Origin of the sequence: Acinetobacter sp. 22301 (assembly GCF_052045285.1) — a bacterium.
Classification (GTDB): domain Bacteria; phylum Pseudomonadota; class Gammaproteobacteria; order Pseudomonadales; family Moraxellaceae; genus Acinetobacter; species Acinetobacter pittii.
This window is the reverse complement of record NZ_JBQEOR010000009.1, coordinates 19,289-39,097: the sequence shown is the minus strand read 5'-3', so window position 1 is coordinate 39,097 and position 19,809 is coordinate 19,289. Positions and strand designations below refer to the sequence as shown.

Sequence of the window (19,809 nt, the reverse complement as noted above, 5' to 3'; positions counted from 1 at the left end):
TTAGATATTTCCTACTTTCTCAGCGTTTTCAATTAACCATTTTTGTAATTCTTCTGGGCTCATCCATTCAGTATTATTATCACTAGAATAGTGGAAACCTTCTGGAACTCGTTTACCGTCTTTAATACGTTCTTGTGTTTCCGCCCAATCATTGATTACAGGTAGGATTTTATAATGCTCTGGATATTCATAAGTATAATAAGCGTCTTCAATACTGATCATTTGCTCATGTAATTTTTCACCTGGACGAATACCTACAACTTCTTGTTTAGCTTCAGGAGCAACCACTGCAGCAAGATCAGTCACTTTCATTGATGGAATTTTTTTCACATAAATTTCACCACCAACCATATCTTCAAATGCATGCCAAACAAGTTCTACACCTTGTTCTAACGAGATCATAAAGCGAGTCATACGGTCATCTGTAATTGGCAGCACACCTTTATCTTTAATTGACATAAAGAAAGGAATAACTGACCCACGAGATCCCATTACGTTACCGTAACGTACAACAGAGAACTTTGTACCATGTTCACCAGAGTACGCATTACCAGCAACAAATAATTTGTCAGATGCAAGTTTTGTTGCACCATACAAATTAATTGGACTGCTTGCCTTATCAGTTGAAAGAGCAACAACACCTTTTACCTTTTTATCAATACATGCATCAATCAAGTTCATTGCACCATTAATATTAGTCTTGATGCATTCAAAAGGGTTGTACTCAGCAGTTGGTACAATTTTTGTTGCTGCAGCATGCACAACATAATCAACCCCATCTAAAGCACGATATAAGCGTTCTTTATCACGCACATCACCAATGAAAAACCGAACACGTTTATCATCTTTAAATTTTTTCGCCATTTCCCATTGTTTCATTTCATCGCGAGAAAAAATAATTATTTTTTTAGGATTATATTTTTCCAATGTCATTGGAACAAATGTATTACCAAAAGAACCTGTTCCACCAGTTACTAATATTGTTGAGCCTTGTAACATCTCTTCCTCATTTTTAAACAAATTAAAATTATTAGCCTAAATAATATCAAAGTCTGATATCGGTCTCTGATTTATCTAAAACATACTTCAAATCATAAAGTACATGCTTTTCTTTACCTAAGGCATGAAACTCATGTGCACTCATTGATTTAAACTGATTATGGGCAACGGCAATAACGATCGCATCATACAAGCCTTGTTGTAATTCTTTAATTGGCGCTAAACCATATTCGTGTTGTACTTCTGTATCATCTACCCACGGGTCATAGATATCTAAATCTAAATCGTATTCTTTCAACGCTTTAATAAAATCAACAATTTTTGTATTACGAATATCAGGGCAATTTTCTTTAAAACTGAGCCCCATTACTAAAATACGGGCACCAACGACCTGAATTCGCTGTTTAACCATCTCTTTTATAAGCTGAGTCGCCACATGCTCACCCATACGATCATTTAAGCGCCGAGCTGCTAAAATAATTTCGGGATGCAATCCGATAGACTGGGCTTTATGTGTAAGGTAATAGGGATCTACACCTATACAATGCCCCCCAACCAATCCAGGTCGGAATGGTAAAAAGTTCCATTTCGTGCCAGCAGCCTTAAGTACATCTTCGGTATCAATATCTAATTTATTAAAAATAAGTGCCAATTCATTAATTAGAGCGATATTGACATCGCGCTGAGTGTTTTCAATTACTTTAGCTGCTTCTGCTACTTTTATATTCGGTGCCTTATGAGTGCCCGCCTCAATAATTAAATTATAAACTTCATCAATATAATCAGCTACCTCAGGTGTGGAACCCGATGTGATTTTTAAAATATTAGTTACGCGGTGCTGCGTATCACCGGGGTTAATCCGCTCTGGACTATAACCTGCAAAGAAATCTTGATTAAACTTGAGTCCAGATATTTTTTCCAAAACAGGAATACATACTTCTTCTGTTGCACCTGGATATACGGTGGACTCATATACCACTACATCACCTTTTTTTAAAACCTGCCCAATACTCGTCGAGGCTTTAATTAAAGGCGTTAAATCAGGCTGCTTAAAGTCATCAATTGGTGTAGGTACTGTGACTATAAAAAAATTAGAGTCCTGTAAATCATCTAAATGAGCAGTATATTTGAGGTGAACGGCTTGCTTTAATTCTTCAGGTGAAACTTCTAAGGTATGATCTTGACCATTCTTAAGCTCATCTATACGTTTTTGATAAATATCAAAGCCGACGACTGGTACCTTTTTTCCAAACTCAACTGCCAACGGCAAGCCAACATAGCCTAACCCAATAATTGCTATTTTTAATTTGGCAATTTGCATATAAACGAGCCTTTTTCCTTAGAGTTTATATCTAATAAATCATGCTTTTGGCACTAACAGTGCAGCGTACTATATCAGATTTTCATTCAGCGCCGTACGTCAATTGTATAAATGTGTTTACAACGTTTATAAGCAATCTTTTTAATGTAGCCAAAATTATACATTATTAATATTTCTACACTGTGACCACTGCTTAAAAGCTAGTTCCAGATAAACTAAACATACAAAGCCTTGCGATTTTTCTATGTTTTTTCATTTTTTTTCAGCTAGAATCAGTTCAGCCTGCGTTTAATAGACACTTGTCGCTATGCAGTGGACAATATCAATTAAAGATAAATACACAAAGGGTTGCGTGTGAAGTATTGCCAGTTTTTCTCTGTTCTTGCCCTAAGTTTAAGTGCTGCCAGCTGTGCGGTTACTTCCGGTTTACAAACTTATGATATTCCGAGTGAGGGAGTTTATAAAACGGACCTCGGAACTACGGTTAATGTAGTTAGAATTTCTCAAGAAACATTACCAGCAATACAACCAGCTCAAATCGATTATCAGCGCGACTACGCATCCTTATTTAAAACGCAGCAATCTATTTATCGTTTAAGTCCAGGTGATGTTCTCTCTATCCAGCTGTGGGCTTATCCAGAAATTACTCCTCCACTCAATAGCATTAGTAATGAGCAATCTGTTCAAGCGAATGGTTACCCAATCGACCAAACGGGGTATATTCAGTTTCCATTAGTTGGTCGCTACAAAGCAGCTGGTAAAACACTTGCTCAAGTCAACCGTGAGCTACATAGTCAACTTGCTCGTTTTTTAAAAAATCCCGATGTGGTTGTACGTGTAGTGTCTTATGAAGGACAACGCTTCTCTGTTCAAGGTAGTGTTACTAAAGGTGGTCAATTTTATTTAAGCGATCAACCTGTGAGTATTTATACTGCATTGGGTATGGCAGGTGGCGTAACTACAACAGGTGATAATACTTATATTCAACTGATTCGGAATGGTCGAACTTATAACCTAAATACAATTGATTTAGAAAAAGCAGGCTATTCACTGCACAAACTTTTGGTTCAGCCGAACGATACCATTTATGTCAGTACTCGTGAGAACCAAAAAATTTATGTGATGGGTGAATCAGGTAAAAATCAAGCACTACCTATGCGTGATCAAGGCATGACATTGACTGATGCCCTAGGTGAAAGTTTAGGAATTAACCCGAACTCGGCAAGTGCTAGCCGTATCTATGTAGTACGGACTAACCCAAATGATCGTACAACCGAAATTTATCATTTAAATTTAATGAGTATTGGTGATTTTGGTTTAGCGAATCAATTTAGACTACGTAGTAATGATGTCGTTTATGTTGATGCAACTGGTTTAACTCGTTGGCAACGTATTGTCAACCAAATTATTCCTTTCTCAAATGCTTTATATAACATAGACCGTTTGGGACAATAACTTTATGCAAATTAAAAATATTTTAGTGGTTTGTATTGGAAATATCTGCCGTAGTCCTATGGCAGAATATTTTTTAAAACAGCAATATCCTCAACTAAATATTGAATCTGCCGGTATTTCAGGACTCATTGGGCATCAGGCAGACAATAAAGCACAACTCTGTATGCAGCGTTTAGGCATTGATATGCAACCTCATATTGCGAGAAAACTCAATGCCGAACTCATCAAAAAAGCTGATCTTATTTTAGTGATGAGCAATAACCAACAAAAGCATATTGAGCAAACTTGGCCCTTCGCGAAAGGTAAAATCTATCGCTTAGGCCACTGGCAAAATAAAAATGTGCCCGATCCTTACCAGCATGAGCAAGCTGTATTTGATGAAACTTGCCAGCTCATTCAGCAATGCGTGGCTGACTGGAAACCTTATATTTAACGTATAGATTTTTAAGCATATGAACCAACAGAATACTAATACCGAAGATACAATTGACTTAAAAGAATTGTTTTTTTCACTGATTGCACAGTGGAAACTCATTGCTCTATGCGTTATTTTAAGTGTTGTATGTGTCCTACTCTATTTACGTGTGACCCCAGATACCTATTCGGTAGATGCTTTAGTTCAGGTCGAGGACAGTAAGGGCGCTTCTGCTGCACTTTTAGGCGATCTATCACAAATGATTGAGCAAAAATCACCTGCTCAAGCAGAAATAGAAATTTTAAAATCTCGTCTGGTTTTAGGTTCTGTTATTAAAGATTTACACTTAAATATACAGGTGTCTAGCACTGAAAATACATTTGCACATCGCTTATTGAGTGATACTGATTATAAAACTGAATACGATAAAAAATCGGTTTTATTTAAAGATGGCTTAAAAAGTTTTGATATACGTCAGTTTGAGATTCCAGCTTATTATTTAGATAAGAACTTACTTCTTGAATTTGATAAACAGTCTTTACGTTTAACAGACCCAGATACTGAAGAAGTCATCTTAACTGTTCCATTAAACCAAGCTAACAGCGTTACAGGACCATATGGTGTATGGAAAGTTGCTATCTTTACAAAAGACCAATTTGACTCAACTTATAATATTAAGAAATTATCACTTCCTTTAGCTATAAAATCTATTAGTTCCGACTATTCTGTAGAAGAAAAAGGTAAACTCACAGGTATATTAGGACTTAGCTATCAAGGGCAAGATCAAGAACATATTACTAAAGTCTTAAATGCTATTTTAGCGACTTATAGTGCACAAAATATTGAGCGGCGTTCGGCAGAATCTGCTCAAACCTTAAAATTTTTAGATGAACAGCTACCTGACTTGAAGAAACAGCTAGATGATGCAGAACGTCAATTTAATAAATTCCGCCAGCAATACAATACAGTTGATGTGACTAAAGAATCTGAGCTGTATTTAACCCAAAGTATCACTTTGGAAACTAAAAAAGCAGAGCTTGAGCAAAAACAAGCGGAAATGGCAGCAAAATATACGGCTGAACATCCGGCAATGCGTGAAATTAACGGTCAGCTCAGTGCAATTAATAAGCAAATTGGTGAACTCAATAGTACTTTAAAACAGTTACCAGATGTTCAACGCCAATATTTACAACTTTATCGTGAAGTTGAAGTAAAAACTCAGCTCTATACAGCTCTTTTAAACTCATACCAACAGCTTCGTATTGCCAAAGCCGGTGAAATTGGTAATGTACGTATTGTTGACACAGCTATTGAACCTGTTCAACCTATCAAACCTAGAAAACTGTTAGTTCTTATTTTATCCGTTTTGGTGGGTGGTTTTATTGGAACGCTGATTGCCCTATTACGTAATATGTTACGTACAGGCATTAAAGATTCTGGGCAAATTGAAAATGAGTTAGATTTACCAGTCTATGCAACCGTACCTCGCTCTCCAATTCAAGAAAGTCGTATCAAAATTTTAAAGAAGAAGAAGAGTATTCCTATTCTTGCCGTTAAAAATGGTGATGACATCGCAATTGAGAGCTTACGTAGTATCCGTACTGCGATTCACTTTGCTTTAGCAAATGCAAAAAACAATATCATTATGATTGCTGGCCCTTCACCGGAAGTTGGTAAATCATTTATTTCGACGAATCTTGCAACGATTTTTGCACAAGGCGACAAACGAGTACTATTGATTGATGCGGATATGCGCCGTGGTTATATGCATAAATACTTCGATATTGATGTTAAACCAGGCCTTTCTGAATTATTGAGCGGACAAGCTGATCTACAAAATGTTTTGCACAAAACTCAAGTTGCTAACTTAGACGTGATTACTCGTGGTAAGAGCCCAACGAACCCTTCGGAAATCTTAAGCTCTAACCAGTTTAAAGAACTACTTGAACAGCTACAAAGTCAATATGACCACATCATTATTGATACTCCACCTGTCCTTGCAGTAACCGATGGTATTATTATTTCGCAATATACAGGTGTGAACTTAATTGTTGCGCGCTATGCTAAGTCGCAAATGAAAGAGCTTGAATTAACGCTTAATCGCTTTGAACAAGCAGGCGTTAAAGTCAACGGCTTTATTCTTAACGACATTCAACGTGCTAGTGCGGGCTACGGTTATGGTTATAACTACGCTTATGCATATAAAGCACAAAAAGAAGATTAACCGAAAAGTGATAAGAGAACCGGATCAAATGATCCGGTTTTTTTATTTAAGATTTTTTTAAGTCTATCCCTACTAAAACTAACTAAAATATATAAAAAACCACTCGTTTTTTTTCTTAAACATTCTATGCTTAAGCATGCTAAGATCAAAAGCAGCCTTTTTAGACTCAAATGATTATTTTTGGAACCTTTTATGAGTAAAGCCTTACCCATTGCTGTCGCTGTAGTTTTAGGCGGTGCTGCACTTGTACCAGTTTATTATGCAAGCCAACATCCGACCACAGAAGTCGGAAGCAAAGCAAATAAAAATGCCTCTCCAATTGAAAAAATCAGTTATGTTCTTGGGTACGAAGTTGCTCAGCAAACTCCACCTGAACTAGACACAAAATCATTTGTGAAAGGGATTCATGATGCTCGCAATAAGCAACCAAGTGCTTATACTCAAGAAGAGTTAAAAGCTGCTGTTGCTGCTTATGAAAAAGAGTTGCAGCAAAAAATGCAACAACAAGATAAATCAGAACAGGCCGCTGGAGTAGCGTCTGAATCTGCAGATGTTCAATTCCTTGCAGAAAATAAAACAAAAGCTGGTGTAAAAACTACAGCGTCTGGTTTGCAATACATCATTACTAAAGAAGGCACAGGTAAACAACCAACTGCGCAGTCTATGGTTAAAGTACATTACGAAGGCCGATTAATTAATGGTCAAGTATTTGATAGTTCGTATAAGCGCGGTGAGCCTGTTGAGTTTCCACTCAATCAGGTTATTCCAGGTTGGACTGAAGGGCTTCAGCTCATGAAAGAAGGCGGCAAAGCGACGTTCTTTATTCCATCTAATCTTGCTTATGGTCCTCAGGAACTTCCTGGTATTCCAGCAAACAGTACGCTGATTTTTGATGTAGAACTCATTTCAGTGAAATAAATACATTCAGGAGAGTAAAACAGTACTCTCCTTTTTTTTTGGAAAACGGCATGAAAAAAATTGGTTTAATTATTGCAACATCAACGATAAGTTTATCTGTTTTTGCTGCTGCACCTATTACAAATAAAAGCCCGGCGAAAGAACAATTTAGCTATAGCTATGGCTATTTAATGGGCCGTAATAATACTGATGCTTTAACAGATCTAAATCTTGATATTTTTTATCAGGGTTTACAAGAAGGTGCTCAGAACAAAACCGCACGCTTAACTGACGAAGAAATGGCGAAAGCGATTAATGATTATAAAAAAACTTTAGAAGCTAAGCAGCTTGTTGAATTTCAAAAAGTAGGACAACAAAATGCTCAAGCAGGTGCTGCATTTCTTGCTGATAATGCAAAAAAATCGGGTGTAATCACGACTAAATCAGGCCTCCAATATCAAGTATTAAAAGAAGGTACAGGTAAAAAACCGAAAGCTCTATCACGTGTTAAAGTGAATTATGAAGGTCGTTTACTCGACGGAACTGTATTTGACAGCTCAATCGCACGTAATCATCCAGTTGAGTTTCAGCTCAGCCAAGTGATTGCAGGCTGGACAGAAGGTCTCCAAACCATGAAAGAAGGCGGTAAAACCCGTTTCTTTATCCCTGCTAATCTCGCTTACGGTGAAGTTGGTGCAGGTGACACGATTGGGCCGAATAGCACTTTAATTTTCGATATTGAATTGCTGCAAGTTTTGCCAAAATAAATATATTAGATATAAAAAAAGCGATCTTAAATGATCGCTTTTTTATTTTTAGTGTTTTAAATCTCTAGGTCGAAAACCCGTAAGGATTAAACCGATCAGGTAAGCAATTATCCCAACTACGCATAGCCCTACGACTTCGGCAACACGTAACCACTGTGAAAGCTCTCCATTATACCAATTGAGCCCAAACCAAAGCGCTGCAATCATAGCAAGGTTTGCTAAACCATATTGAAGTCCCAATTTCTTCCAATGCGGACCAAATCGGAAAATATTACGCTTATGCAAATAGAAGTAGAGTAAACCGGCATTTACTAACGCTGAACCTGAAGATGCTAGTGCAAGTGCCATATGTTCTGCATGCCAATCAATAAGCTTAAAGAAGCCTATAAATACAACGTTTAAAACCGCATTAGCTGCAACTGACATTAAACCTACACGCACTGGTGTTTTTGTGTCTTGTTGTGCATAGAAACCGGGTGCAAATACTTTAATAAGCATGAAAGAAATTACACCAGCACTCATACATTGCAACGCAAGCGCTGTCATTTGTGTATCACGTAAATCAAACTCACCACGCTGGAATAATGCTTGAATAATCGGTGTTGAAAGCATAAATAAAGCAATACTTGCTGGTAATCCTACCAATACAATGACTTTTGCAGCCCAGTCGATCATACCGCGGAACTTTGCTTGATCCTGCTCTGCATGACGGGCAGAAAGCGAAGGCAAAATTACTGTACCAATCGCAACACCAATTAAACCTAAAGGTAGCTCAGTCATACGTTCGGCACTGTAGAGCCAAGACACTGAACCATCTTGCATGAATGATGCCCAAATCGTATTTAACAGTAGGTTAATCTGAGTCACAGATACACCAAATAATGCTGGAAGCATGAGTTTTAAAATACGTTCTACACCTTCATGTTTAAAATCAACTTTAGGTGGAATCAGTAAGTTTTTACGCCACAATTCAGGGATTTGTATCGCTAACTGTAATACCCCAGCCGCAACAACTGACCAGCCTAGTGCTTTGATTGGCTCAGCCATATACGGCGTAAGCCACCACGCTCCTGCGATCATCGCTACATTTAACAAAACTGGTGAAAAAGCTGGTGAGGCAAACGAGCCATAACTATTTAAGATGCTGCTAGCAAAAGCCGTGAGCGACATAAACATTAGATATGGAATAGTCAAACGGAACATGCTGACGGCTAAATCGAACTTTTCTGGATCACTGTGGAAGCCCGGTGCGTACATATAGATGATTGCAGGTGCTAAAACCATAGCCACAAAAGTGAGTAAGGTCATAACTGTTAGCAAACAGCCAAATACCCGACTAATTAAGATCTGTACTTCAGCGTGTGCTCGACCTGTTTTATATTCAGTTAAGACTGGGATAAAGGCCTGAGAAAAGGCGCCTTCGGCAAATAGTCGTCGAAAGAAGTTGGGAATACGAAAAGCGACGACGAAGGTATCAAAATCTTTACCTGCACCAAACACGTTGAGCAATACGACGTCACGCACGAGCCCTAACACTCGTGACAACATCGTCATTGCACTGACAATAAAAGTCGATCGCCACAATGCCATCGCACTCACCTACAGCTATATTCGAAAGACGCTATTGTAATGAAACTAGAAAATCTTTTCGTTGTGAAATGATGAATGAACTCAAGTTTTTTTCTGTGCTAACAGTTGTCTAAAGTGTTGCCATTTAAAATAAGGCCCCGGATCGGTTTTTCGGCCTGGTGCAACATCCGAATGCCCTGCAATATGGTTTTTAATTTCAGGATAAGCCTGACGGATAGCGGTAACAACGTCAGTTAGCACTTCATATTGTACATTTTCAAAAGGTAAATCATCGCTTCCTTCAAGCTCAATACCAATTGAATAATCATTGCATTCAACTTTGGCTAAGTAGCTTGAACGCCCTGCATGCCATGCTCTGTCGTTAAAGTTAACAAACTGTAGGACTTCACCTGTTCGTAAAATTAACAGGTGTGTAGAGACTTGCATACCTTCAATAGTCTGAAAATAAGGATGAACTGACCAATCTAACTTGTTTTGAAAAAACTGCTCAATATATCCCCCTCCAAATTGAGACGGCGGCAAGCTAATATTATGAACCACAATCATTTGAATTTCGGTGCCAGTCGGACGCTGGTTAAAATTTGGAGAAGGGATTTGTCTCGCCCCTTTTAATTGTCCATCTATAACTTCATACGGTGTGATTTGCTTCATTGAGACGCCAATAAATTGCTTGCCAATTGTTTTAGTTTAAAACAGTTATGTGCTTTTCAAAGTAGTAAATGCGATTGTTTATCGCGATTAATCTCATAAAACAGCTTATTTTTCAGGTCGACGATGCTAATATATCGCAAGTTTTAGGGTCATCGACAAAATGGAAACCGTATGAGCATACCTCAGTCTTTGCTTGAACAATCAATTCAAATCAATATTCAACAAGCATTACAAGAAGATATTGGGGACGGTGACATTACCGCCATGCTCACCCCAGAAGATGAACAGGCTACCGCAACCATTATTAGCCGCGAAGATATGGTCTTAGCTGGACAACCGTGGGTTAATGCGCTCATCTCAGCTTATGACAATACTGTTCAGGTGACTTGGCTAAAACAAGAAGGTGAACGTGTTGCTGCAAACGAAGCCTTTTTAAAGCTTGCTGGTTCTGCACGTAGCTTACTGACTGTAGAGCGCCCTGCTTTAAACTTTATTCAAACTTTGTCTGCTGTTGCAACAAAAACTGCTGAATATGTTCAACATCTTGAAGGTTTAAATACAAAACTTCTCGATACACGTAAAACTCTACCAGGCTTACGTATTGCACAAAAATATGCGGTTACTATCGGGGGTGGACAAAACCATCGTCTTGGCTTATTTGATGCGTTCTTAATTAAAGAAAACCATATTATGGCAGCGGGTGGTATTGCTCAAGCAATCACCAAAGCACATCAAATTGCACCGGGCAAACCTGTTGAAGTCGAAGTTGAAACTTGGGATGAACTAAACCAAGCACTTGAAGCTGGGGCGGACGTTGTCATGCTCGATAACTTCAGTCAACAGCAAATGATTGATGCCGTAAAACATGTGGCGGGCCGCTGTAAACTCGAAGCATCTGGCAATATCACTATTGAAAACTTGCGTGAAGTTGCCACCACTGGCGTTGACTATATTTCTATGGGCGTCCTAACTAAAGACGTTAGAGCTGTTGATTTATCTATGCGTTTTAATGCTTAGATAAAATCTGCGTCATTATTGGTATTTTTTTGCGACTTGGTCATGTCTGCCGCTTGTGTTTTCTGCCATGCTGACCGAGTCGCTTGTGCCCCACCATCACGTGGGTCGGCAGCCATTAAAACAAATGTAACGACTGCTAATAATACAATAAAACCTTGTAGCATAAATTTTCCCCATTACTTTAAAAATCAGGGTTTCAAGATAAAAGATAAATATGACTAGGCTTAGGAGATTCTGTTACAAAAGGTAAGTCTTTATTTTTATTATTCATCTATACGACAGCATATTCCCACATAATATTTTATATCAACAGCATAACTCCCTTTATTTACTATCGTGACATGGATATCTCTTTTCCTACGCGACAGAGTCTTATCGCTTAGAATTTTTTGCCAACAGCCCATTCTGTTACTTTGGTTTCGCCCTGAGTGGCGGCTAAAGCCACGTAAGACCAAAGGCATTGTCATCTGCAAAACCTGCCCACTTTCATCCTCTATCCTATTTTGTTGCAAAAATAAGATCCTTATAGATTATAGACAGGTTGCAGATGACTTTTAGCACCAGTTAATGAGGTATAAATTTCAATACCTACATTAAGGGAAATAACTTACCAACCTAAGACTCTAAATAACCCATATATGGATCAGAAATTGAATCTTCTTGAGTTTCAATACGACCTGCAAAACGACGACTAAACGTAGCGTCATCAGCTAAAGTCACAGTAAAGTCATACCAGCCACCAAATTCAGACATATCCCAAACTAGTTCTTTTTCAGAACTATTCGTTTCAATCGTCCATGTTTTGTTTGGAAGATAAGCATTTGCTTTGACTGTGAGTTTGACTGATTTATTACCATCGTGACGAACTTTTAAATACAAATTCGCATCACACTCTTCCACACATACTCTAATTTCCGGTAATGCTTGAGTTTGATTGGTTTGGCTCAAATTGCCTTTAAATGCACGGTGGAAACCATTTGGTCCAAGTATCCATAAATCATACTGCCCATTTGTAGCATTCCATACATCATCGAGCTGTTTACCCGCCTCAACCATATAACGGCGTGGAGTTGACGTTAGATCCAATCGGTTATACACATGGAAAACTGCTGCCTGTTTACCCGTATTAGAGAACATGAGCTTTACCGTTTTTTTAGTCGCATCAACTTTGGCACTGGTGTGCAAAATATATGGCAAAGCCCGTGATGGCCTAATTCCCATTTCCTGCTGAGGAAATTGCTGTTGGCTTGGAACAGAAACTTGCGGCAATAATTCTTGAGCAATACGAATTGCATCGGCTTCAGCTTTTGTTTTTTTCCCGTCTAGTTCAGCAACAGGCAAAAGATTCGGTGTTTTAAAGTCAAAAGCTGTGGTTAAATCACCACATACAGCACGGCGGTATGGACTAATGTTAGGCTCTTGCACACCAAAGCGCTTTTCTAAGAACTGTAAAATAGAGGTATGGTCAAAGACTTGAGAATTTACCCATCCTCCACGGCTCCATGGTGAAATCACGTACATTGGAACACGTACGCCTGGTCCATACACTCGACCATCTGGCGTAGGTTGAGATTTTGAAGCCGCTACTGCGGGATGGTCAAAATATTCATAAGCTAGTTGCTGATCACTTAAAGTCGTTTTTCCATATACGACACCTTTAATATCTTTAGACGGTGCACTTGGTGAAGGAATATGGTCAAAGAAACCGTCATTTTCATCGAAGTTTACCAATAAAACAGTTTGGCTCCACAGCTCAGGATTTTCAGTTAATGCATTTAATACTTCCTGAATATACCAAGCACCTTGTACAGGACTAGATGGCCCCGGATGTTCACTGTAAGTTGCAGGAGCAACTAACCAACTCACCTGCGGTAATTTACCTTGTGCGATATCAGCTTTAAAAGTTCCTAAAAACCCCCCGTCCGGCATGGTATTGGCAATACCTTTGTAAAGTGGTTGAGTCGCATCAATCTTTTCATCATATGCTGGGCACGTTAGCGCATCGTTACTGACAGGCTGACCAGATTGCTCGTTTGCACGGCGATATTGCTTGAAACCAGCTAAAGGGTTATCAGTAAAGTTATCCGGCATGTTTTGATAAACTTTCCATGTCACGCCAGCCTGCTGTAAACGCTCAGGATACGTCGTCCATTCATAACCTTCTGTTGATGGTCCAATTCCATCAAATTCATTTACTACACTGGCAACACCTGCACCTGTAGGGCCATTGGTTCCCGTCCAGATAAATTTACGGTTCGGGTTAGTTCCCGCGTGCATGGCACAGTGGTAGGCATCACAAATGGTAAAAGCATTCGCTAAGGCAAATTGATATTCAACTTCTTGTTTTTTGTAGTAGCCCATCGACTGCGGTTGTTTATGCGCTACCCAATCACTCATACGCCCATTATCCCAAGCACCTTGACCATCTGACCATGAATGATTTGTACCAGTAACACGCTGAGCATTTCCTAAACGACTATCTAAGTGGTATGGCAATACTTTCTTTTTGTTGGCGTCATATTGTTCCCAAACCTTTCGGCCTTCTGTCATAGGAATGGTAAAACGGTCGCCGAAACCACGTACACCTTTTAGTGTTCCAAAATAATTATCAAATGAACGGTTTTCCTGAGTCAAAATGACGATGTGTTTAACATCTTGAATTGTTCCACTTTCAACTTTGGCGTCAATTGCTAACGCTTTTTGAATACTCAGCGGGAAACTCGCTAGAGCAGCTGTCCCAAACATTGTTTTTGTAGAATTTAAAAGAAATTCGCGACGATTCATTTTTTCATCCTTAATTTTTATTATGGTGCACAGTGCATTTTGCAATTGCTGGTTGGTGGAGTTGTTGGCGATGAATTATCTGAGTTGTTGTCATCGTTACAAGCACTGAGCATAAGCGCTAAAGATGTAATTAATAAAAGTGAAAATTTTCGCATTGGTTTTTTCCAAACGGTTTAAATGCGAACTACTAATAAAGTGAAAAGGTGACAGACAAGTGATGTTTTTATGTCGATTTGATGAAGGTATAAAAAAACGCATCCGAAGATGCGTCTTTTAGATAACTTGAAATTACCAGCCTAAAGCTTCTTGTTGCTTTTTAATAAGCTCGGCAATTCCTTTTTCAGCCATTTCTAACATGGCATTGCTTTGAGCACGGGTAAACGGTTTGTCTTCCGCTGTACCTTGAATTTCAATAAACTCACCTGCTTGTGTCATCACGACATTTAAGTCAGTTTGACAGTTCGAGTCTTCTTCATAGCAAAGATCAAGTAATACTTCATCTTGATACATACCTACAGAAATTGCAGCAACTAAGCCTTTAAGCGGATCTTGCTTAATTTTTTTCTGTGCAAGTAAAACATTCATCGCATCAACCAATGCTACAGCAGCACCAGTGATTGAAGCAGTACGTGTACCACCATCTGCCTGAATGACATCGCAGTCGATCGTAATCGTGTTTTCACCAAGCTTTTTCAAATCAACCATCGCACGTAGGCTACGGCCAATCAGACGTTGGATTTCTTGAGTACGACCAGTTTGTTTGCCACGAGCAGCTTCACGATCACAACGTGAGTGTGTTGAGCGCGGTAACATGCCATATTCTGCTGTTACCCAGCCTTGGCCTTGGCCTTTTAGAAAGCGTGGCACTGAGTTATCAATGCTTGCAGTACAAAGGACTTTGGTGTGACCAAATTCGACCAGCACAGAACCTTCAGCATAACGGGTGTAGTTTCGTGTAATTTTCACTTCACGTAATTGGTCTAATGCACGTTGGTCAATACGCATAATCCTTCCTAACTTCTCTTAAATACAAATTTGGGCATAGTATAGCAAAGGATTTTGACAGGTTGAGTTTATTCCCTACTTTCAAATGTAAGTCTGCAAGTTTCATAACTCAAAAATAAAAATAGCCCCTAAAAAAGAGCTATTTTTAATTAACTGAGATTAAGCAAATTTAAATTTTGCTTTTAACTTTTCCAATGTCTGCATCACTTTTGCAGTGGTGTGGTTTGGTAATGAGCATTTTGCTAAACGCACCCATACACTCCAGAACTGACGCATAAAGTTCGCTTCGTTGTAGTTAATGCTATATTCTGCACAAAGTGCCTTAATTTTCGGTGCTACTTCTTTATAGCGGTTGGCAGGCATATCTGGGAATAAATGGTGTTCGATTTGATGGCTTAAATTACCACTCATAAAATGAAGCCATTCTGTACCACTAAAATTACTTGAACCACGAATCTGACGTAAATACCACTCTGCCTTAGTTTCAGTGTCGGTATTATCCGGCTCAAACGTTTCTGCATCTTCAGTAAAGTGACCATTAAAGATCACAGCAGATGACCACAAGTTACGAATAATATTCGCAACTACATTTCCAGCAAAAACCGGTAAAAACATAGGGCCAGAGATCACAGGGAAAAACACATAGTCTTTTAAAACTTGGCGTGTGGCTTTTTTACGGACTTTAGCCGAATCTTTCCAAACCTGTTTCCAGCTCTTGGTTTTATAAACTAATGCATCTTCAAGATGTAAGTTTTGTACACCCACATACCATTCAAAGAAAAACATTAACTGTAGACCAAGTGGAATATTAAACAGATGACGAGGTTCCCACTTCTGTTGATCACTTACTCGCAAAATACCATAACCTACATCATGGTCTTTACCAACAATATTGGTATAGGTGTGGTGCACATAGTTATGTGTTTCACGCCAGTCATCACCCGATGCAATGGTATCCCAATCGTAAGTATTACCGTTCAGGCTTGGTTCGTTTAACCAGTCAAACTGACCGTGCATGACGTTATGACCAAGTTCCATATTTTCTACAATTTTAGAAATACCTAATAAGCCTGTGCCTAGTAGCCAAACAGGCGGAATCCAACCACCAAACATCAACATGCCACGTGAAGTGATTTCAGTGTAGCGAACAAAATTACGTACTTTGTAGATATATTTCGCGTCTTGTTCACCAAGGCTTTGCATCACGTCTTGGCGAATCTGCTCAACACGGCGACCAAACTCTTCAGTCTGTTCAGGTGTTAAATGAGCAGATTTAGAAACAGTAGAAAATTCTAATGCCATATTCATAGGGTTAATCCTCTTTAATTCTTTTTATAGATCAATTGTGACTGGGCTTAATGCCTGGCTCACGCATAGTTTAATTGGGCGGTTCGGTTGATCTTCAATTTCACCAGTTAACAGGTTTTGAGTAACTCCGCTTACCTTGGTACAGCTGCATTTATTGCAAACACCCATACGGCAACCATGTTGTGGGCGTAAACCGGCTTGCTCTGCACTGCTCAGTAAATTTGTTTCAGCTAAAAACTCGTGTTGGGCACGGCGGAAAATAACAGGCTGTGCTGCATGTGTACCAGTCACGTGAAGTGGTTGGAAATATTCTTGATGAAGCTGCGACTGAGCACCTTTTTGGGCATAAATTTCATTGGCTTGTTGCATCATGCCGTGATGACCACAAACATAAGTTGCTGTTTGCTCGAAATCTGGAACCAGCTTTTGCAGTAAGCTTCCAGTTAAATGCTGCTTTTGCTCGGTGGTATTAAAAAAGTGATATTGAAGCTGCGGGTGCTGTTCTGCCAAAGCTTTTAATTCAGTATGAAAAATTTCCGCACGATTAAAATAAATGACATGAATTTGTTCAAGTTGCTGTTTTAAAGCTTGCTGCAAGAGTGAATAAATTGCAGTTATACCGCTTCCTGACGCAATCAAAATTGCAGGATGCCGACCTTGGTGCAAAATAAAATCACCTTGTGGCTGTGAAATCTCCACACACTCGCCCACATGTAATAGTTGAGCTGTACGAGACACCAAACCTTGTATTTTAATGCCTAAAGCAATTTCACCTTGCGTTGTCACTTCAATAATCGAGTAACTACGTTGTTGGTAAACGCCATCGATAAGTAAAGTCAGCAGGATACTTTGACCCGCAAAAACTCGATCGAAATTAAAATTACGATTTGGTTTAAGTCTAATGAGCACCATATCGGTATGCAGTGGCTGAACTGCAGTAACTTCTGCAAGTACCCTTTTCCACGCCCAAGTCACGTTAATTTTCTGCAAGACAAAATCAACGAAATCTTCTCGAACCCAATGTGGCTGATAGCTAAGTGTTGCGTTCATACGTTCCTCTTTTGTTTCTGGCTATTTATTTGAGTGAACACATGTTCGTATAGTGAACATATGTACACTATATTTATAATTGTTCACTCAGTCAACACTTGTTCACTATTTTTTTTATGAAAGTTTGCTCTTTTTTGTTAGACTTTGGCTCACGGTTTAAATAGGTTCTTTTAATGTCGATACGGGATGAACGAAAACAGCAAAGTCGTCAGGCACTTCTCGATGCAGCCTTGCATCTAAGCACGTCTGGGCGTTCGTTCAGTAGTATCAGTTTGCGTGAAGTTGCACGTGAAGTAGGTTTAGTACCGACAGCGTTCTACCGCCATTTTCAGGACATGGATGAGCTGGGCAAGGAATTGGTCGATCAAGTTGCCCTACATTTAAAAAGTGTTTTACATCAACTTGGACAAAGTTACTTACAACATAAATCTGCTAAAACCCAAACCAGTATTGAGCTATTTGTGCAGGCAGTAAATCATAGCCCTAAGCAATGGCAATTTATGATTGCTGAACGTTGGGGAGGTTCAGAAACGGTTCGTGCAGCAATTGCCCGAGAAATCGAATTTTTGATTGAAGATCTCACAACTGATCTTACTAAACTCGAAAATTTTAAACATATTCAAAATCCTCAAGACTTAAATGTCTTATCTACCATTTTGACTAATATGTCATTTACATGGGCAATGACGTGGCTCAACCTATCGAAACAATATCAAGGTGAACAGCTCAAGCTGCAACAAACTGCCTTTATTGAAAATGCTTCTACACAAGTTCGCTTACTGTTTAGAGGGATTGCAAACTGGGAACGATAGAAGCGGCAAATGACAAAAAACAGGTTATGTGGTAATACGTAAAGAGAGAAAGAAAAAGGCTAAAAATTTCGAGAAAAGTCTTTTTCTTTTTACAGGAAGTAAACTATTAGTTAGGCCAAACTGGTGTGGGAATACCTATGAATCTTGATCGTCATACACAGTTTTTGATGCGTAAAGAAAAAATTCTGAGCGTGGCAGAAAAGTTGTTATTAGAAAACAATCAGGAAATTACTCTAGATGAGTTAGTGGCCGAGCTAGATATTGCTAAAGGCACACTTTATAAGCATTTTAGAAGTAAAAATGAGCTTCTACTTGAGCTCATTATTCAAAATGAAAAGCAAATTTTAGAAATTTCTAAAAAATATAATACAGATTTCAAAGAATATGCTCCTCATTACATGCTTCATCATTTACTTGCACCAGGGAAAACGATTCTATTGCATCAACTTGAAGAAAATCTGACGATGACAGAGTCTAAGTTGAAGCATCTTTTCGAAGAGCTTTATGAAATTCGCCAACAGCGTATTTTGGCAATTAAAGATATTACAGAAAATTATTTAAAATCATTGAATTATGATATGTCAATTCGTGACTATTTGTCTTATATCTGGTCACTGACTTATGGTGCATCACTGCTTTTAAATTCTACTTATTACCAGCGTTCGATTGGTTCTCGCCAAAAATTAATTAATTTATATATTAATCAGGCATTATCACTGCCGACTCAAACAGCTAATTTTGATGTTTTAAATTTTCAGATTGAAGATGAAAATCAGCAAAATTAATTGAATTATTTCGTGATAATTAACTAAATATAAAAATGGGCTTCACATGAAGCCCATTTTTTTGAAGTAAAGCCTAAACAACTTATTTTGCTTTACGTTCTTTCTCAATTAAATAATTAAGAACTTGAGTGACTTTACCATCTTCACCCTGCACGACATATTTACCATTCACGACAACTGCAGGTACGCCTGTTAATTGGTATTGTTGAGCAAGTTTATTTGACTCGGCAACTTTCGCAGTTACTGCAAACGAGTTGTAAGTACTATTAAATTTCTGCTCAGGTACGCCATAACGAGTAAAAAATTTCGCAGCAGAAGCCTGATCAAAAATTTGTTGACCGTTCACCTGAATCGCATGGAACAGTGGTAAATGCGTGCGCTTACGTACACCTAATGCCTCAGATGTATAATATGTACGCGCCCCTTGTTCCCACATTTTATTCATTGCAGCTGGTGTACGCACAAAACGTACATCTTTAGGAATCTGCTTTAACCACGTTTGCATATGCGGTTCAAGTTTGAAACAGTGTGGACATCCATACCAAAAGAACTCTCGAACTTCGATTTTCCCCGGAACTTCCACTTTGCCTGGATTGGCAATCACGGTGTAGTCTTTACCAGCAACAAAATCTGCTGCCATTGCACCACCCGATACGGCCATAATTGCTGCACTCAAACCACCCAAAACCAATTTTTTCATTGCTACAGCTTTTCCTCTAAGTTGTTATG

General features: G+C 38.7%; 19 protein-coding genes. 8 read left to right on the top strand and 11 right to left on the bottom strand.

All coding sequences use genetic code 11. From position 1 onward, the window contains the following. Positions 1 to 999, bottom strand: a complete 999-nt coding sequence (gene pseB, locus ACTJJH_RS13570; protein ID WP_032037085.1) for a UDP-N-acetylglucosamine 4,6-dehydratase (inverting) — start codon at positions 997 to 999, stop codon at positions 1 to 3. 46 nt (positions 1,000 to 1,045) lie between these two features. Then, positions 1,046 to 2,320 (bottom strand): Vi polysaccharide biosynthesis UDP-N-acetylglucosamine C-6 dehydrogenase TviB, encoded by a 1,275-nt coding sequence (gene tviB / locus ACTJJH_RS13565; protein WP_032037082.1) that lies wholly within the window; start codon positions 2,318 to 2,320, stop codon positions 1,046 to 1,048. Between the two features lie 354 nt (positions 2,321 to 2,674). On the opposite strand from tviB, the gene ACTJJH_RS13560 reads away from it, so the two are divergent. The 5 genes from ACTJJH_RS13560 (at position 2,675) to ACTJJH_RS13540 (ending at position 8,078) form a co-directional block, all read left to right on the top strand. After that, positions 2,675 to 3,775 (top strand): polysaccharide biosynthesis/export family protein, encoded by a 1,101-nt coding sequence (locus ACTJJH_RS13560; protein WP_440601286.1) that lies wholly within the window; start codon positions 2,675 to 2,677, stop codon positions 3,773 to 3,775. A 4-nt stretch (positions 3,776 to 3,779) separates the two neighbouring features. Continuing rightward, a complete protein-coding gene (locus tag ACTJJH_RS13555; protein WP_032037079.1) occupies positions 3,780 to 4,208 on the top strand; it encodes a low molecular weight protein-tyrosine-phosphatase in 429 nt (142 codons plus the stop codon). 19 nt (positions 4,209 to 4,227) lie between these two features. Next, complete coding sequence (locus ACTJJH_RS13550; protein WP_440601285.1) at positions 4,228 to 6,414, top strand: polysaccharide biosynthesis tyrosine autokinase; 2,187 nt, start codon at positions 4,228 to 4,230, stop codon at positions 6,412 to 6,414. Between the two features lie 192 nt (positions 6,415 to 6,606). Then, positions 6,607 to 7,332: an FKBP-type peptidyl-prolyl cis-trans isomerase gene (locus ACTJJH_RS13545; RefSeq protein WP_032037076.1), complete on the top strand. Its 726-nt coding sequence runs from the start codon at positions 6,607 to 6,609 to the stop codon at positions 7,330 to 7,332. Positions 7,333 to 7,382: 50 nt separating this feature from the next. After that, entirely contained in the window at positions 7,383 to 8,078 is a 696-nt protein-coding gene (locus tag ACTJJH_RS13540; RefSeq protein ID WP_032037075.1) for an FKBP-type peptidyl-prolyl cis-trans isomerase, read from the top strand. Between the two features lie 48 nt (positions 8,079 to 8,126). Here ACTJJH_RS13540 and murJ read toward each other — a convergent pair whose 3' ends face one another. Next, the gene (gene murJ, locus ACTJJH_RS13535; protein WP_440601284.1) at positions 8,127 to 9,677 is read right to left on the bottom strand and encodes a murein biosynthesis integral membrane protein MurJ; all 1,551 of its coding nucleotides are present in this window, start codon (positions 9,675 to 9,677) and stop codon (positions 8,127 to 8,129) included. A gap of 72 nt (positions 9,678 to 9,749) precedes the next feature. Beyond that, positions 9,750 to 10,319 carry a 1,6-anhydro-N-acetylmuramyl-L-alanine amidase AmpD gene (gene ampD, locus ACTJJH_RS13530; RefSeq protein WP_005804818.1) on the bottom strand — a complete coding sequence of 190 codons (570 nt, stop codon included), beginning with the start codon at positions 10,317 to 10,319 and terminating at the stop codon, positions 9,750 to 9,752. A 171-nt stretch (positions 10,320 to 10,490) separates the two neighbouring features. Between ampD and nadC the strand changes: the two genes are divergently transcribed. Then, positions 10,491 to 11,336: a carboxylating nicotinate-nucleotide diphosphorylase gene (nadC, locus tag ACTJJH_RS13525; protein WP_032037072.1), complete on the top strand. Its 846-nt coding sequence runs from the start codon at positions 10,491 to 10,493 to the stop codon at positions 11,334 to 11,336. On the opposite strand, the gene ACTJJH_RS13520 is transcribed toward nadC, so the two are convergent. From ACTJJH_RS13520 to ACTJJH_RS13495, 6 genes are all read right to left on the bottom strand, one after another. Beyond that, a complete protein-coding gene (locus ACTJJH_RS13520) occupies positions 11,333 to 11,500 on the bottom strand; it encodes an ABZJ_00068 family colistin stress protein (protein WP_320124834.1) in 168 nt (55 codons plus the stop codon). The genes nadC and ACTJJH_RS13520 overlap by 4 nt on opposite strands. A gap of 451 nt (positions 11,501 to 11,951) precedes the next feature. Further along, positions 11,952 to 14,120 (bottom strand): phosphocholine-specific phospholipase C, encoded by a 2,169-nt coding sequence (locus tag ACTJJH_RS13515; protein WP_440601283.1) that lies wholly within the window; start codon positions 14,118 to 14,120, stop codon positions 11,952 to 11,954. A gap of 20 nt (positions 14,121 to 14,140) precedes the next feature. Further along, positions 14,141 to 14,275, bottom strand: coding sequence for a hypothetical protein (locus tag ACTJJH_RS13510; RefSeq protein ID WP_255018875.1), 135 nt, complete (start codon positions 14,273 to 14,275; stop codon positions 14,141 to 14,143). A gap of 133 nt (positions 14,276 to 14,408) precedes the next feature. Beyond that, a complete protein-coding gene (gene rph / locus ACTJJH_RS13505) occupies positions 14,409 to 15,125 on the bottom strand; it encodes a ribonuclease PH (protein ID WP_001217232.1) in 717 nt (238 codons plus the stop codon). A 159-nt stretch (positions 15,126 to 15,284) separates the two neighbouring features. Further along, entirely contained in the window at positions 15,285 to 16,427 is a 1,143-nt protein-coding gene (locus ACTJJH_RS13500; protein WP_440601318.1) for a fatty acid desaturase family protein, read from the bottom strand. Between the two features lie 30 nt (positions 16,428 to 16,457). Next, positions 16,458 to 17,483: a ferredoxin reductase gene (locus tag ACTJJH_RS13495; protein WP_440601282.1), complete on the bottom strand. Its 1,026-nt coding sequence runs from the start codon at positions 17,481 to 17,483 to the stop codon at positions 16,458 to 16,460. 173 nt (positions 17,484 to 17,656) lie between these two features. Between ACTJJH_RS13495 and ACTJJH_RS13490 the strand changes: the two genes are divergently transcribed. Further along, on the top strand, positions 17,657 to 18,295 hold the full coding sequence (locus tag ACTJJH_RS13490) for a TetR family transcriptional regulator (RefSeq protein WP_002120796.1): 639 nt from the start codon (positions 17,657 to 17,659) through the stop codon (positions 18,293 to 18,295). Between the two features lie 137 nt (positions 18,296 to 18,432). Continuing rightward, positions 18,433 to 19,080 carry a TetR/AcrR family transcriptional regulator gene (locus ACTJJH_RS13485; protein ID WP_002120773.1) on the top strand — a complete coding sequence of 216 codons (648 nt, stop codon included), beginning with the start codon at positions 18,433 to 18,435 and terminating at the stop codon, positions 19,078 to 19,080. A gap of 82 nt (positions 19,081 to 19,162) precedes the next feature. Here ACTJJH_RS13485 and ACTJJH_RS13480 read toward each other — a convergent pair whose 3' ends face one another. Further along, positions 19,163 to 19,780, bottom strand: coding sequence for a thiol:disulfide interchange protein DsbA/DsbL (locus tag ACTJJH_RS13480; protein ID WP_005804825.1), 618 nt, complete (start codon positions 19,778 to 19,780; stop codon positions 19,163 to 19,165). Positions 19,781 to 19,809 lie beyond the last annotated feature (29 nt).